Origin of the sequence: Alteromonas nitratireducens (assembly GCF_040812025.1) — a bacterium.
Taxonomy (GTDB): Bacteria; Pseudomonadota; Gammaproteobacteria; order Enterobacterales; family Alteromonadaceae; genus Alteromonas; species Alteromonas nitratireducens.
This window is the reverse complement of the sequence record NZ_JBFNPK010000005.1, coordinates 59,125-73,472: the sequence shown is the minus strand read 5'-3', so window position 1 is coordinate 73,472 and position 14,348 is coordinate 59,125. Positions and strand designations below refer to the sequence as shown.

At 52.8% G+C, this 14,348-nt stretch carries 15 protein-coding genes; 12 read left to right on the top strand and 3 right to left on the bottom strand.

The features are described from left to right. The first annotated feature begins 62 nt into the window (after positions 1-62). The 10 genes from AB1N33_RS06350 (at position 63) to mdoH (ending at position 10,714) form a co-directional block, all read left to right on the top strand. The gene (locus tag AB1N33_RS06350; RefSeq protein ID WP_411270705.1) at positions 63-1,970 is read left to right on the top strand and encodes an ATP-binding cassette domain-containing protein; all 1,908 of its coding nucleotides are present in this window, start codon (positions 63-65) and stop codon (positions 1,968-1,970) included. Then, positions 1,957-2,451 carry a TIGR02444 family protein gene (locus AB1N33_RS06345; RefSeq protein WP_411270704.1) on the top strand — a complete coding sequence of 165 codons (495 nt, stop codon included), beginning with the start codon at positions 1,957-1,959 and terminating at the stop codon, positions 2,449-2,451. Before AB1N33_RS06350 ends, AB1N33_RS06345 begins: the two co-directional genes overlap by 14 nt. A gap of 19 nt (positions 2,452-2,470) precedes the next feature. Further along, positions 2,471-3,505, top strand: a complete 1,035-nt coding sequence (locus AB1N33_RS06340; protein WP_411270703.1) for a hydrolase — start codon at positions 2,471-2,473, stop codon at positions 3,503-3,505. Beyond that, positions 3,502-3,720, top strand: a complete 219-nt coding sequence (locus tag AB1N33_RS06335; RefSeq protein WP_411270702.1) for a YheU family protein — start codon at positions 3,502-3,504, stop codon at positions 3,718-3,720. Before AB1N33_RS06340 ends, AB1N33_RS06335 begins: the two co-directional genes overlap by 4 nt. Positions 3,721-3,864: 144 nt before the next feature. Next, entirely contained in the window at positions 3,865-5,160 is a 1,296-nt protein-coding gene (locus AB1N33_RS06330) for a sensor histidine kinase (protein ID WP_411270701.1), read from the top strand. Position 5,161: 1 nt separating this feature from the next. Then, positions 5,162-5,524, top strand: a complete 363-nt coding sequence (locus AB1N33_RS06325; RefSeq protein ID WP_411270700.1) for a response regulator — start codon at positions 5,162-5,164, stop codon at positions 5,522-5,524. Between the two features lie 40 nt (positions 5,525-5,564). Further along, positions 5,565-6,011 (top strand): GNAT family N-acetyltransferase, encoded by a 447-nt coding sequence (locus AB1N33_RS06320; protein ID WP_411270699.1) that lies wholly within the window; start codon positions 5,565-5,567, stop codon positions 6,009-6,011. Between the two features lie 123 nt (positions 6,012-6,134). Next, positions 6,135-6,938, top strand: coding sequence for a substrate-binding periplasmic protein (locus AB1N33_RS06315; protein ID WP_411270837.1), 804 nt, complete (start codon positions 6,135-6,137; stop codon positions 6,936-6,938). Positions 6,939-7,170: 232 nt separating this feature from the next. Continuing rightward, positions 7,171-8,811, top strand: coding sequence for an OpgD/OpgG family glucan biosynthesis protein (locus AB1N33_RS06310; protein WP_411270698.1), 1,641 nt, complete (start codon positions 7,171-7,173; stop codon positions 8,809-8,811). Then, on the top strand, positions 8,792-10,714 hold the full coding sequence (gene mdoH, locus AB1N33_RS06305) for a glucans biosynthesis glucosyltransferase MdoH (protein WP_411270697.1): 1,923 nt from the start codon (positions 8,792-8,794) through the stop codon (positions 10,712-10,714). The genes AB1N33_RS06310 and mdoH overlap by 20 nt, the downstream gene beginning before the upstream one ends. Before the next feature lie 35 nt (positions 10,715-10,749). On the opposite strand, the gene AB1N33_RS06300 is transcribed toward mdoH, so the two are convergent. Genes AB1N33_RS06300 through nudE form a run of 3 tightly spaced genes read right to left on the bottom strand, consistent with a single transcriptional unit; the run spans position 10,750 to position 12,794 of the window. Further along, positions 10,750-11,334, bottom strand: a complete 585-nt coding sequence (locus AB1N33_RS06300) for a YceI family protein (protein WP_411270696.1) — start codon at positions 11,332-11,334, stop codon at positions 10,750-10,752. 50 nt (positions 11,335-11,384) lie between these two features. Beyond that, the gene (gene cysQ, locus AB1N33_RS06295) at positions 11,385-12,227 is read right to left on the bottom strand and encodes a 3'(2'),5'-bisphosphate nucleotidase CysQ (RefSeq protein ID WP_411270695.1); all 843 of its coding nucleotides are present in this window, start codon (positions 12,225-12,227) and stop codon (positions 11,385-11,387) included. Between the two features lie 3 nt (positions 12,228-12,230). Continuing rightward, positions 12,231-12,794: an ADP compounds hydrolase NudE gene (gene nudE / locus AB1N33_RS06290; RefSeq protein WP_411270694.1), complete on the bottom strand. Its 564-nt coding sequence runs from the start codon at positions 12,792-12,794 to the stop codon at positions 12,231-12,233. Positions 12,795-12,862: 68 nt separating this feature from the next. On the opposite strand from nudE, the gene yrfG reads away from it, so the two are divergent. Continuing rightward, positions 12,863-13,555, top strand: coding sequence for a GMP/IMP nucleotidase (gene yrfG / locus AB1N33_RS06285; RefSeq protein WP_411270693.1), 693 nt, complete (start codon positions 12,863-12,865; stop codon positions 13,553-13,555). Positions 13,556-13,560: 5 nt separating this feature from the next. Further along, entirely contained in the window at positions 13,561-14,097 is a 537-nt protein-coding gene (gene yjjX / locus AB1N33_RS06280; RefSeq protein ID WP_411270692.1) for an inosine/xanthosine triphosphatase, read from the top strand. Positions 14,098-14,348: the final 251 nt, after the last annotated feature.

Genomic DNA, 14,348 nt, shown 5'->3' with positions numbered 1-14,348 from the left:
ATTATTGAACCCGTGAGATTTGTTATCATAACGCCTTTGTGTGAGTTAACCCGCGGGAAGGTATGATAAAACTCAGTGAAGTGAGTCTGATGCGAGGCAGTAAATTACTGCTTGATGGCGCATCAGCGCAGGTGTTTCCGGGTCATAAAGTAGCGCTTATCGGCAGTAATGGCTGCGGGAAGTCCAGCCTGTTTGCATTACTGCGGGGAGAACTGTCTCTCGACGCCGGTGACTGCCGCGTGCCGGATGACTGGCGAATTGTCAGTGTGGCGCAGGAAACGCCCGCAACAGACCGCTGTGCCATTGACTATGTGATTGATGGTGACCGACATCTGAGAGCCCTGCAGGCTCAACTCAAAGACGCTGAATCACGCGAGGATGGAGAAGCCATTGCATTAATCCACGGTCTGCTCGACACCGCCGGCGCGTACGACGTGGACGCCCGGGCTGCCACCATTCTGGCCGGTCTGGGGTTTTCAACTGCGCAACTGTCCTCGCCGGTCTCTGACTTTTCTGGCGGCTGGCGCATGCGACTGAATCTGGCGCAGGCACTGTTGTGCCCGTCTGATTTACTGTTGCTGGATGAACCAACGAACCACCTCGATCTGGATGCTGTTATCTGGCTGGAAAAGTGGCTGCAGCGCTACACCGGCACGCTGTTGCTGATCTCCCACGATAAGGCCTTTATTGACAATACGGTGTCGACCATTATCAGCGTGGAAAACAGGCAACTGGTTTCTTACACCGGTAACTACTCGTCGTATGAAACGCAGAAGGCCGAGCGCGAGCGTCAGCAGAACATTGAGTTTGAGAAACAGCAGGCGAAAATTGCCCATCTCGAATCGTTTATTACCCGTTTCAAGGCCAAGGCCAGTAAAGCCAAGCAGGCGCAAAGCCGGATTAAACAGCTTGAACGGATGGAAACGCTGCTGCCTGCGCATGCCACCAGTCCGTTCAGTTTTGTGTTTGCTGAGCCCCCTGCGTTACCTAATCCGCTGGTGCAGATGGAACATGTGCAACTGGGCTATGGCGATCACATTGTGCTCAATGAAGTTAAGCTGAATCTGGTTCCGGGCAGCCGTATCGGTCTGCTGGGCCGCAACGGTCAGGGTAAATCGACCCTGATTAAGCTGCTGGCCGGTGAGCACGCACCCAAACAGGGGACGTTTACTACTGCGAAAGGCCTTCGGGTAGGTTATTTTGCCCAGCATCAGCTGGAAACGCTGGATCCCAAAGCGTCAGCACTGCTTCACCTTCAGCGTATTGATGGCAAAGCCACGGAACAGCAACTGCGTGATTTCCTGGGCGGCTTTGGTTTTCATGGTGATGAGGCGCTGTCGTCAGTGGCACCGATGTCAGGCGGCGAAAAAGCGCGCCTGGTACTGGCGCTGATTGTCTATCAGAAGCCCAATTTGTTGCTGTTGGACGAACCGACCAACCACCTTGACCTGGAAATGCGCCATGCCCTGAATATGGCACTGCAGGGATTCAGTGGTGCTATGGTGCTGGTGTCGCACGACCGTTTCCTGCTGAGTGCGGTGTGCGAGGACTTTTATCTGGTTGACGCAGGCCGGGTGGGACCGTTTGACGGCGATTTGGACGATTACCGTGACTGGATCCTGGCACAGCAAAATCAGGCGGTACCGGCCGCAGGCGCCGACGCTCGACCGAAAGAAGACAAAAAAGCACAAAAGCGACGTGAAGCGGAATTTCGCCAGCAGGTATCACCTATCCGAAAGGCGCTCGAGAAACACGAAAAACAAATGGACAAGCTGAATGAGCAGCTGCAGACCATTGAGCATAGCCTGTCAGACACCACATTGTACGAAGACAGTCGTAAGCAGGAATTAATGACCCTGCTGGATGAACAGGCAGCACTGCGCACACAACTTGAAGAGCATGAAGCGGCGTGGCTTGAGCAACAGGAAGCGCTCGAAGCAGCACGGGAGGCGTTCAGTGTCGAAGGTTGATTTGTCTGCCGCCGCGTTCTGGGATTACAGTGTGTCGGTGTATACCCGGTCTGATGTTGCTGCACATGCCTTAAGTCTGCAGGATAATCACGGGGTCAATGTCAATCTGCTGTTGCTGCTTTGCTGGTGCCTGGAGAACGGCGTTGTGCTCAATCTGAAGCAGTTTTCAGACCTGCGCGCAGCAATTGCAGACAGCGAGTCGGCGTTGCAGCAGCACCGTGTGCAGCGTCGTCAGGCGCACCCGGACAACGGCGGAAACCAGGCCGACTATGAGGTCTTAAAAGCGCAGGAGCTGGTGCTGGAACGTGAGCAGCAGGCTCAACTGGTCAGTGCGCTGGAGCAGCTTGATAAGGTTGTCATACCGTCGGCGTCGTCAGGCGGCATCATGAATGCCAGCGTTGCGGCCTTTATTCATTCTTATCAAATCCGGGACAGTGAGGCTGCACGGCGTCATCTGTCAGTGATTGTGTCATTGTTGTAACAGGGGAATTCCACCTACTATGAGTCAGTCATCCCGTGCCCATGGCCGCATTATTGCCAGCACCTTTCGAGCACCGAAGTGGGCATCAAACCGTCATATTCAGACTATCTGGCCGCGTTTTATCCAAAAGCGTTTGCCCTTGTCCTACCGGATGGAACGACTGACGCTGCCGGACAATGACTTTGTGGATGTGGCGTTTGGCCCTCAGCCTGACAAGCCTACCGGGGTGGTGGCAATGTTCCATGGCCTTGAGGGCAGTATCCGGTCGCACTATGCCCACGACATGATGGCGACACTGTCTCATCAGGGCTGGCAGGTTGCTATGATGCACTTTCGCGGATGTTCAGGCGAACCCAATCGCAATGCCCGCGCCTACCACAGCGGTGAAACTGAAGATCCAATTTTCTTTCTTGAGTGGCTGCAAAAACGTTACCCGGGCATTCCTAAAGTGGCGGTCGGATTTTCTTTGGGCGCCAATATGCTGCTGAAACTGCTGGGCGAAAACCCGGCGCAGCGCTGGCTTGACGCCGCGGTGGCCATTTCTGCGCCGCTCAAACTGGATGAATGTGCCCGCTCTATCAATCAGGGCTTTTCCCGGGTGTATCAGAAATACCTGCTTGGCAGTATGAAGCGCACGCTAAAAAAGAAGATGGCGTACATCGATTATCGCTCACTTATCCAGCTTAACCACGACGATGTCGATAATATAAGCAATTTTATGGAGTTCGACGACAAGGTGACGGCACCTTTGCATGGCTATGCCGATGCGCGGGACTATTATGAAAAGTGCAGTGCATTTCATTACCTGAGTGCCATACACTGTCCAACGCTGGTGCTGCACAGCATTGACGACCCGTTTATGAATCATCTGATTGTGCCGCAGGAAACCGATCTCGCGCGCGCAGTGACGATGGAGCTGAGTGAACAGGGCGGGCATGTTGGCTTTATGCAGGGATCGCTGCTCCGCCCCAGGGTGTGGCTGCATGAGCGCGTGAAGCGCTTCATCAGTGACTATCTGCCACAGGACCCCTCGCAACAACCGGAGGCAGTATGATTATTCCACTTGATGCACTGGACGCTGACACCCTGAGAAACATTGCTGAATCGTTTGTACTGCGCGAAGGTACAGACTACGGTGAGCAGGAAGTCGACTTTGAAACCAAGGTGACCGAAGTGCTCGACAGTCTGCACAAGAAAGAATCGGTACTGGTTTATTCTGAGTTGCACGAAACGGTGGATATTAAACCTGCCGGTGAAGTCAGGACATAGCTGAATAAAACGGTAAGTCGGATGCTCACGCTGAATCAGTGATAAACCACGTTTTATCCTATTGGCTAATACTATACTCAGACCATATCTGTTAACTTCATAAATACGCGTCGATAAACATGATCAGGCCGGAGTGCGCTGCATATGAACGAAAAGCTCCTGTTAAACGCAATTAGTGTCGCTCAGTCTCAGTACATAAATCAGCTCAGTGCTAACGAGCTGTTTAACGATATGCTGGTGTCGCTGCTTGAGTTGACCGAAAGTGAGTACGGGTTCATAGGCGAGATTCGACATGGAGAGGACGGCGTTCCTTTTTTGAAAACCTTTGCGCTAACCAACATTGCCTGGAATGACGAAACCCGCAAATTTTATGAAGAGAATGCGCCTTTTGGTCTTGAATTCAGAAATCTGAACACACTCTTCGGACATGTTATTTCTTCTGGACAGCGGGTTATTTCTAATCAACCCGCATCCGACCCGCGAGCGGGCGGGTTACCGCCTGGTCACCCTGATCTCAGACATTTCATGGGGCTACCGTTTTATCTTTCAGACACTTTCATTGGAATGGCTGGTATTGCCAACCGAAAGGGCGGATATACAGACGAAATTGCCGACTTTCTGGAACCTCTGATGAAGACCTGCGCACAATTGATCGCAGCGTATCAAGTCGATCAAAAAAATAAACAAATGGTGGAATCGTTGAGATTGCTTAAAGAAGAGGCAGAGCAGGCGAACCTTGCGAAAAGTGAATTTCTTGCGAATATGAACCATGAAATACGGACGCCACTGCATGGCATTCAGGGCACTGCTGAGCTGATACAAGAGTATTTCACTGCGAACTACAATGATGATCATAAACTTCAGATGTTCATCGAAAACGTAATCACATCGTCAAAACATTTAAGCAATATAGTGTCAGATACGTTAGACCTCGCCAAAATAGAGTCCGGTACGGTAACTGTTGTATGGGAAAAATTTGGTGTTGAGGAAATAATCCAGGACGCTGTCAGTATGTTGCGCAGTTTGGCGGATGAACAGAATACGCAGATTATTTTTGAGTCGCCAGACGAGCAAATTCTGCTGGAGTCAGACAAGCAAAAGTGTAAACAGATCGTTGTGAATCTGATGTCTAATGCAGTTAAGTTTACCGAAAATGGAATAGTTAACATAACTGTAGCTCGCGTGAATAAGCCGAACGGGCCGCATATTATTATCACAGTAACAGACAGTGGTATTGGTATTGAGGCGAGTCATCTTGAGGTTATATTTGAGCCGTTTCGCCAGGCCGATTCAAGCAGTACAAAAAGATATGCGGGAACAGGTTTGGGGCTTAGTATTACCAAACGGTTTGTTGAACTTCTCGGTGGCAGCATCAGTGTCGAATCACGCAAAAATCATGGCAGTAAGTTTACTGTAACGCTTCCGGTGAAAGGACAGTGAGATGGCTATTTTGTCGGTAGAAGATAATGAAATTAATCAGCTTATGCTGACGGAGCGACTTAAGCTTCGCGGTTATGATGTTATATCCGTCTCCGGTGGGCAAGCCGCACTTGCGGTGTTATCTGAGCGTAATGATATCGAGCTGATGTTATTAGACATTGGTTTGCCTGATATCGATGGTACGGAGGTCGCGAAGCGTGTCAGAGCGACGGAGTCCGCTCAAACGTTACCGATTATTTTCCTTTCGGCCCACTCGACAGAGGAGTTTAAAGAAATTGCTCAGGGAATTGCCGGGTGTGACTTCATACCAAAGCCAGTTGACTTTGATTTGCTGTTTGAACGAATCGGCACGATTACGGGATAAAGGCCAGACAGATGCATAAACTGAACGCGAATTGACGCCGATGGAAGACAAGCATGCGGATGGCATAACATTCAGGATAAACGCCCCTGTCGCTACCAGCACGTTCATACAACTGCTTTACAGCTCAACGTTAGCCGAACGCCGGCCGGTTGAAGACCGCGCGTGCATAGACAGCATGCTGACCAACAGTAACCTTGTGGTGAGCGCCTGGCAGGGTGATGAGCTGGTTGGCATTGCCCGCAGTGTGACGGACTTTCATTACGCCTGTTACTTGTCTGACCTTGCGGTTGCATCATCACAGCAAAAAGGCGGTATCGGCCGAAAGCTGCTGGCATTAACACAGCAGCAGCTTGGTCCCCACTGTAAGCTGATTCTTATCTCTGCCCCTGACGCCAACCGCTATTATCCGGCGTTGGGCTTTACCCACAACGACCGGTGCTGGGTGATGAATCCGGAGCAGGTAATTGCTGCTGAGAAGCCGGCTTAGCCTGCCTTACCAGACAAAAAACAAAATCCGGTACCGTTATGCGCTATTGACCCCGCGGTGCCAACAGATTACCGTGAAGACTGTGATCTCCGCTGGGTAACCAGATGAAAAAAATCCACCTTACTGGTATTACTGTACCTTCTTACGCTGCCGGCAAAAGGGAGAGAGTCGCTCGCTGAATTAACCCTCTATACAGAAACCTTCCCGCCCTACAGTTTTCTGGATACCGGCGTGGTGCGCGGTATCAACGCCGATATTGTTACCAGAGCATGCGACATGGCAGGCATTACCTGTCATATGAATCTGGTGCCCTGGAATCGCGGCATGTCGGAAGCGTTAAAGTCTGCCAATGTCGGGCTGTTCTCCACATCCCGCATTGATGAAAGAGAAGCGGCGTTTCTGTGGGTTGGGCCCCTGGTCTCCAGTTATTCCTGTTTTTATCGCCTAAAAGACCGTGATGATATTCAGGTGACTGATGACATCACGTTGAAACAGTATACGATTGGGATCCAGCGAGGTGACATTTATCAGAACGTGCTCAACAACATGGGGCTGACCGAAGGTGTGCACTACCTCACTTACTCGCAGAAGCACCAGGATGCCCGGATGTTTTCGCTGCGAAAGCTGGATTTGATGATTGGCTCATCAATTACGCTGGCCTCCCAGCTGGCCAGCGTCAATCTTGGCCCGGAAGATGTCGTACCGGTGCTCGCTATCAATCATGATATGTTGCGGGGTAATTATCTGGCGCTGAATAAGCTTACCAGCCCGCAACTGGCGAATGCGCTGCAGCAGGCGATACGAACCATGAAAGAGGATGGTAGCGTCGATGCACTGGTCGCGCAGTACGCCGGGTACCGCCAGCAGATGTCAGAGGCGTTACCAGACCGGCTCCGTCAGTGTGTCACTGGCACAGCGAATTATTAACCTCTCCTGCCCGGCTAAGTGTTGCAAATAACCAACACTCTTCTCGTTGCGCTCGCGTTGTTTTATCACGGCGCAGCGCTGCTTAATTCGCCGAAATTTAAATAACCTACTGTTTTATAATAACTAATCTTTTATTTCTTGCTGACTCATAAAGTTGGAACGTCCTTTGCGATGTTGCTCTTATTTTCGGTTTGTAATGCAAAAGCCGACGAACCCGGAGCAATCGAATTCTATGAAGCAAGGCAAGACCAAACAGCCGTCAGCGAATCGTCCGTCTTCTGAAAGCCTGCTTATGCAGGCATACAGGCTGATATCCGGTTTAACCATTATTGGTATTACCGTTATCGCCGTACTTACGATTACGCTGGTGCTTAGCAGTGCGCGTGAGGTGAATGCCGCCGAGCCATTGCCACAGGGAGACAGCCCGTTGCTGAACGAGCTTATCGCAGAGGCACGCCAGTCTGCCGCACACGCCTATCAGGTAAACAAGGTAGCGATGGATGAATCTGTCCGGAATATGGATTATCAGCAGTACCGGGCTATCCGCTTTAATGCCGAGCATAGTCTGTGGCGCGGATCGTCGGCCTTCGAGGCGCAGTTTTTTCACCCCGGCTTTCTCTACAACCAACCGGTGTCCGTGTTCGATGTGTCCGCGACCGGTGAGCCACGTGCGATAACCTTCCAGCCCGACTGGTTCCGGTACGAAGACAGTGCGGCGCCGCTGGCTGCACTGGCGGGTAAGCAGCCGGGCTTTGCAGGATTTCGTCTGCACTACCCGATAAACCGCCAGGATTATAAAGACGAGTTCGCGGTGTTTTTAGGCGCGTCCTATTTCCGGCTGGTTGGTCAGGGGCAGGTTTACGGGTTGTCGGCCCGCGCACTGGCCATTGATACGGGTCTGTCCTCTGGTGAGGAGTTTCCTTATTTCACCGGCTTCTGGCTTAACCGGCATCATCAGGAAGACACGCTGACCGTGTATGCGCGCGTTGAAAGTCCGTCTGTGGCGGGAACCTACGCGTTTAACATTACCCCGGGCGCACCGACCAGGGTCAGCGTAAAAAGCTGGCTGTTTGCCCGTAAGACGGTGAAAAAACTGGGCGTTGCGCCTTTCACCAGCATGTTTCTGTATGGCGAGAATACGCCACGGCAGGTTCATGATTACCGGCCGGAAGTGCATGACAGTGACGGAGTCCTGATGCACACCGGCCAGGGTGAGTGGATCTGGCGCCCCCTCACCAATCCCGCCCGACTGCAAATTACCTCGCTGAGTGATGATAAGCCACAGGGCTTTGGCATGCTGCAGCGTGACCGCGAATGGCAGCATTATCTGGACGCGGAAGCGCATTATCACAAACGCCCGGGCTTGTGGGTAACACCCGAGGCAGGCTTTACATCTGGCCGGCTTGAGCTGGTGGAAATCCCTACTACATCAGAAACCAATGACAACATTGTCGCTTACTGGGTCCCGACGGCGCCGCTTGAGCAGGGGCAGGGCCGCTACTTTGCCTACACCCTGACAACCATGGGTGACTCCCCGGCAACACACCAGCAAGCGCGGGTCATGCATACCCGGTTTGGCGACACCGTGTTGCCCGGTGACAGCAAGGACGCTGCGACTGCGCAGCAGCGCGTTGTCGTTGACTATCGCCCGGCGGATGGCGTCGTGCTGCCCGATACTGCGCGTCCTGTTGTTCATGCGATGAACGGCACTATCAGCGAAGTCAGATTGTTTCCCGTCAATGACGGTAAGGCATGGCGGGTAACGTTCCTGTTTTCACGTGAAAACGAAGGGGCTGTCGATATGCGGCTGTTTATCGATAGCGAAGGTCAGCAACTAAGTGAGGTATGGAATTATGTCTACCAGGGTCTCTGAAACCAGTGAGCATGCTGCGTCGCTGGCGTTTATTGCGACACTGCCTGCGCTGCGGCTGATCGTTATGGCGCTGCTCGTCCTACCCAGCACGGGGCTGGCGGGATGGAGTCTGTATGAAATATTTGCGCCTAATGGCCTGACCGGACTGGAGATTGCACAGCTTGTGCCCGGTGTCATTCTGTTTGCCTGGCTTACGATGGCATTTTGGACTGCGGTGATTGGCTTTGTGCTGTCAGTAACTGAACGTGATCCGCTGAGTCTGCGTTCAAGACAACATGCCCCTGCGTCTGGCAACAAGCTGATGGCACGCTATGCGGTGGTTATGCCGGTCTACAATGAGGACACCCGTCGCATTATGGTCGGGTTTGAGGCCTGCGTTCGCGAACTGCTGGAAACGGAAGAGGGGCGTCAGTTCGATTTTTATATGCTCAGCGATACTCAGGACGTCGCACTCGCAGACGCCGAGCTGAAAGCCTGGCAACGGCTTACCCGCAGACTGTCCCGCCATGCCGATCAACTGTTTTATCGTCGCCGTGAGGTTAACAGTGAACGTAAAGTGGGCAACCTGAAAGATTTCTGCCAGCGCTTTGGCAGTCATTATGAAGCCATGATTGTGCTGGATGCTGACAGTATGATGTCGGCGGAGCGCATGCTCGACCTGGCGCGCCGGATTGAGCAAAACCCCGATACGGCGCTGATCCAGACGATTCCTATGCCTGTGCGCCAGCACACAGTGTTTGGTCGTTTTGTGCAGTTCGCATCGCGTTTATACAGCCCGATGCTGGCGACCGGGCTGTCGTTCTGGCAAACCGACAGCGCCAACTACTGGGGACATAACGCGATTGTCCGGATTGCCCCGTTTATGGCGTGCTGTGGGCTGCCGTCACTACCCGGCAAAGGCGCCTTTGGTGGAGACATACTCAGCCATGACTTTGTTGAGGCCGCCTTGCTCAGACGTGCTGGCTGGCAGGTATTCTTGTTGCTGGATACCGACGGCAGTTACGAAGAGGTGCCGGCGAATCTGGTCGATTATGCAGTGCGTGACCGTCGCTGGTTACAGGGTAATATTCAGCACCTGGGGCTGTTGATGACCAAGGGACTCACCCTGCGCAGTCGTCTGCACTTCCTGTTTGGGGCGTTCGCCTACCTGTCGTCCCTGCTGCTGTTTGTCATGCTGTTGCTCGGGACAGCCGATGCGCTGGTCCGTGCGGTGACACTGCCCACGTTTTTCACGTCTGAATACCAGTTGTTTCCCGACTGGCAGGTTGCCCGTCATGACATGATGCAGCAAACCCTGTGGGGGACCGCTGCGCTGCTGACGCTGCCCAAAGTGCTGGGGGTTATTCTGGCACTTATCAAACAGCCCGAAGCCTTTGGTGGTGTGGCTACCCTGCTTAAAAATGCGTTGCTCGAAGCGATCATGGCAATGCTCATTGCCCCGCTGATGATGTTCTATCACAGCTATTTTATACTCAGTGTGCTGGTAGGGCATAAAGTCAGCTGGGAGGCTCAGGCGCGTGATGGCGCCACTGTGCCGTGGCGTGTCAGTATTCGCTATACCCAGCTTATGAGCTGCCTGGCAGTTTGCTGGGGGGTGACGACCTGGTACTTTACGCCATCCCTGTTTTACTGGCTGTTACCGGTGTTGCTGCCGATGCTGCTGGCGGCTCCCCTGATCCGTCTGACCAGCCATCGTCTGGCCGGTGCGCAGTGGATGACAACAGATAATGCCGTCAGTCCCTGCAAGGTAATTAAGCGGGTCAACGTCGCCGAGCGTTGTTTTGCGATAACCCGTGAAAAAGCAAAGATACCGGCGTTACCGGCTGAGCGCTGGCGTCCGATGCCGGTACAATCTCTGGACAGCATGCCAGCAGAAGATATCGCGCTGGCGCAGCACCTTTAAAAAAATCCCCGCTGCTACAGCGGGGATGTCTCAGGTTATTTCGAAAATACCACCGAGAAGGTCAGTGGTACCGTAGTGGTAATACTGTTAAGCCCCGCAATGTTCTGCAATGCCATCACACCGTCACTGAGTCCGAATGATTTTGCTTTAATCAGCGTAGGTGCAACCGTCGAGACGACCATGGTGGTGTCATTCAGCTTACTGGCACGGACCTGAAACGACACTGGCACAGCCTCACCATGCAGGGTCAGTGTGCCGTCTACCGTGCCCGTCTCGGTGTCGCCACTCTCCAGTGCGGTCATCGATTCAGGCAGGCTGGCAGTAAATGTCGCGTGCGGGAAGTCGGCAACCTGAAACAGCATTTCTTTCATCCGGGTATTGCGGATATCAATGGCGGTATCGACTGACGCGAGGTCAACCGACACTGTCAGGGCGCCATCATCAGTTACGCTGCCGGATAAGGAGTGAAACTGGTGCACTTCGCTGACCTGCGCATTTTTGGTAGTCATAAAGTGCAGTGCACTGGCGTCGTCATTCAGCATCCAGTCGGCGGCGGCAGGAAAGGTGGCGCCAAGTGACAAAACTGCTGTGGTGAGTAAAGACTTACTAATCAGCTTCATTGCATAACTCCAAAGTGCGAAAAAAGATAAATGGGGTCGGTTGAGCGGACTTATGGCTCATCCGGGACGTCGTTGTCGTACTGAACAATATCCTGCCAGGGCACACTTGGATCACCTAAAACGACAAAGTCCGGGTTCTCCAGGGTGTGACGCTGGTTGTAGGTAAGCGGTTCAAAGTCTACCGCGAGAATACTGCCGCCCGCTTCTGACACGATACATTGCGATGCACCGGTATCCCATTCACCGGTAACACCAATACGCATGAATACGTCGGCTTTTCCTTCGGCAATAAAGCAGGCTTTCAGCGAGCAACTGCCCAGCGGCAGGGTTTGATAGACACGCTTTGCACAAAGACGGGAAATCACTTTATGGCGTGACTGGCGACGACTGATGGCAATCATCACCACACTGTTGTGTGGATCGTCGAGCTTGCGAACATGAATACGTTTTTCCTCATCCGGACACTGTTTATAGGCACCCTGTCCTTTCGATGCGTAATACAGTGTCTGTCCGGGTGGCCAGAAAATCACGCCAATGACCGGCTCGTTGTTTTCAATAAGGGCAATATTGACTGCGAAATCGCCGCTACGGGCAATAAATTCCTGCGTGCCGTCAATCGGATCGATCAGCCAGTAGCGTTGCCAGTGTTTGCGCTCAGCCAGCGCGGCCTGCTTGTTCTCTTCGGAAAGAATGGGAATGTCTGGCGTGGCGGCATTCAGGCGTTTGTTAATGATGTCGTTGGCCAGATAATCTGCGCTGGTAACCGGCGACGCATCGGCCTTGCTGTAGGCGTCATAATCGCCGTTATCGTAAACGGTCAGTACGGCCTCACCCGCTTCGCGGGCGACATCTTTGGCCAGTGAAAGCAATTCGGAATGGGGGTCATCCGGCATGTGTTATTGTTCCTTAAACCATTTTTGCGCCAGCAGAAGCGCAGCAATACAGCGGGCCTCAATGAAATCGTCCCGGGCCAGCAGGTCGTCGGCTTTTGACAGCGGCCAGTGAATGACTTCCAGCGGCTCAGGTTCATCGCCCTGCAACTTCTGCGGGTACAAATCTTTTGCGATAACGATGGTCATGGTGGCATTGAAAAAGGTCGGTGCCATGCTGACTTTTTGCAGCGTATGGAATTCACGTGCAGCAAAGCCAGCCTCTTCCTGCAGTTCCCGGTTTGCTGCTTCTACGGCACTCTCACCCGGGTCAATCAGGCCTTTAGGAAAGCCAAGCTGATACGAATGGGTGCCGGCTGCATATTCGCGAATGAGTACCATGGTGTCATCATCCAGCATGGGAACAATCATGACCGCGCCGCGATTGCTGCCCGCCATGCGCTCAAACTGACGTACGGCCCCGTTGGAAAATTCCAAATCGACCTGTTCCACCCTGAACAGCCGGCTTTTGGCGACAATTTCACGGTGATGAATGTGAGGAAGCGGCTTGTCGGGATCGATTTTTTGCATGTCTCTGCTTACAACTTTCGTTATCATGACCACACTTACTAAGCTTACTGTAATATAAGGAGTATCGCTTGCCAATTCTGCCCTGGGCCGACATAGACACCGTGCTGCTCGACATGGACGGCACGCTCCTTGATCTGCACTTTGACAATACCTTCTGGCTTGACCATCTGCCACAAAAAGTCGCCGAGGCGCGTGGATTGCCGATAGATGAAACCCGCAAGGCTATGCATGATCATTACGCACAGGTCAGCGGGAAGATCGAATGGTATTGTCTGGACTACTGGGCGAATGAGCTGAAACTGGACATTATGGCGGCGAAACGCGAGATTGAGCACCTGATCACGCTGCGCGAAGATACCCTGCCATTTCTTGATGCACTGAAAGCCAGTCATCGTGAGGTGGTGCTGGTGACCAACGCGCACCCCGACAGCCTGTCTCTGAAAGTCGAGCACACCCGGTTAGACAGCCACATCGATACGCTGATTTCCACCCATGAATTTGGTGTCACCAAAGAATCGCAGTCGCTCTGGCAACAGCTGCAGCAGCGTCTGAAGTTTAACCCTGAACGAACCTTATTTGTGGACGACAGCCTGACCATTCTTAAGGCTGCCGGCGAATTTGGTATTGCGCACCTGTTGGCGGTCAGCAATCCCGACAGTCAGCTACCGGCACGCGAGATCACCGAATTTCCGGCGGTGACAGACTATCGCACGCTCATCGATGACATTCTGCGTCATCCTGCTACGCATCAACCCGGTTAGTGCACATGAAGTTATATGTTGGTTCGAAAAACCCGGTGAAAGTGAACGCAGTAACGCATGTACTGCAGGACGTTCTCGACTGTGAAATGGACGTGACTGCGATGTCCGTGCCCAGCGGCGTTCCCGACCAGCCAATGAATGAGGACGAAACCCGGCTCGGTGCGGTTAACCGTGTAAAAAACTGCCTGCGCGCCCATCCGCAGGACAGAGACAGCGCCTGGTTTGCCGCTATTGAGGGGGGCGTGGATGTGCTGGACGATGGCCCGGCCACGTTTGCCTACGTGGCGCTTTACCATCAGGGCCGCTGGTCGGTGACCCGCAGTGCCAGTCTGCCGTTGCCCGCACAGGTCTATCAGGCGCTGGAGAACGGTGAAGAATTAGGCCATGTGATGGATCGGTTGTTCAATACCGACAACGTCAAGCAAAAAGGCGGGGCGATTGGTTTGCTCACGCGCAACCGCGCAACCCGCCAGAGCGTGTATGAACTGGCTGTTACCATGGCGATGGCGCCGTTTCATTTTCCGGACTTGTTTTCGGGGTAGTTAGCGTGGAAATATTTAGAAGCTGTGACTTACAGACTGACAGGTATTTTCTTTCAGGAGCTAAATGACATTAAATTATATTCATTGATTAAAAGACGTAAACTGACTCTGTAGCGATGACGTACAAAAGTGACCAGTTATTCGTTTGAGGTGACTATGGTTGGCTTGTTGATTATGACTGCGGTCGTTGTTATGACCTTGAGGTATTTTTTTAAAATTGAGATACAACGCAGAGACGCAAAAAACCAGAA

Bases quoted from the DNA above. Each gene is read 5' to 3' on its own strand.
- AB1N33_RS06335 (WP_411270702.1), top strand. From the start codon at position 3,502: ATGATTATTCCACTTGATGCACTGGACGCTGACACCCTGAGAAACATT.
- AB1N33_RS06330 (WP_411270701.1), top strand. From the start codon at position 3,865: ATGAACGAAAAGCTCCTGTTAAACGCAATTAGTGTCGCTCAGTCTCAG.
- AB1N33_RS06325 (WP_411270700.1), top strand. From the start codon at position 5,162: ATGGCTATTTTGTCGGTAGAAGATAATGAAATTAATCAGCTTATGCTG.
- mdoH (WP_411270697.1), top strand. From the start codon at position 8,792: ATGTCTACCAGGGTCTCTGAAACCAGTGAGCATGCTGCGTCGCTGGCG.
- AB1N33_RS06350 (WP_411270705.1), top strand. From the start codon at position 63: ATGATAAAACTCAGTGAAGTGAGTCTGATGCGAGGCAGTAAATTACTG.
- AB1N33_RS06340 (WP_411270703.1), top strand. From the start codon at position 2,471: ATGAGTCAGTCATCCCGTGCCCATGGCCGCATTATTGCCAGCACCTTT.
- yjjX (WP_411270692.1), top strand. From the start codon at position 13,561: ATGAAGTTATATGTTGGTTCGAAAAACCCGGTGAAAGTGAACGCAGTA.
- cysQ (WP_411270695.1), bottom strand. From the start codon at position 12,227: ATGCCGGATGACCCCCATTCCGAATTGCTTTCACTGGCCAAAGATGTC.
- nudE (WP_411270694.1), bottom strand. From the start codon at position 12,794: ATGCAAAAAATCGATCCCGACAAGCCGCTTCCTCACATTCATCACCGT.
- AB1N33_RS06300 (WP_411270696.1), bottom strand. From the start codon at position 11,334: ATGAAGCTGATTAGTAAGTCTTTACTCACCACAGCAGTTTTGTCACTT.
- AB1N33_RS06320 (WP_411270699.1), top strand. From the start codon at position 5,565: ATGGAAGACAAGCATGCGGATGGCATAACATTCAGGATAAACGCCCCT.
- AB1N33_RS06310 (WP_411270698.1), top strand. From the start codon at position 7,171: ATGAAGCAAGGCAAGACCAAACAGCCGTCAGCGAATCGTCCGTCTTCT.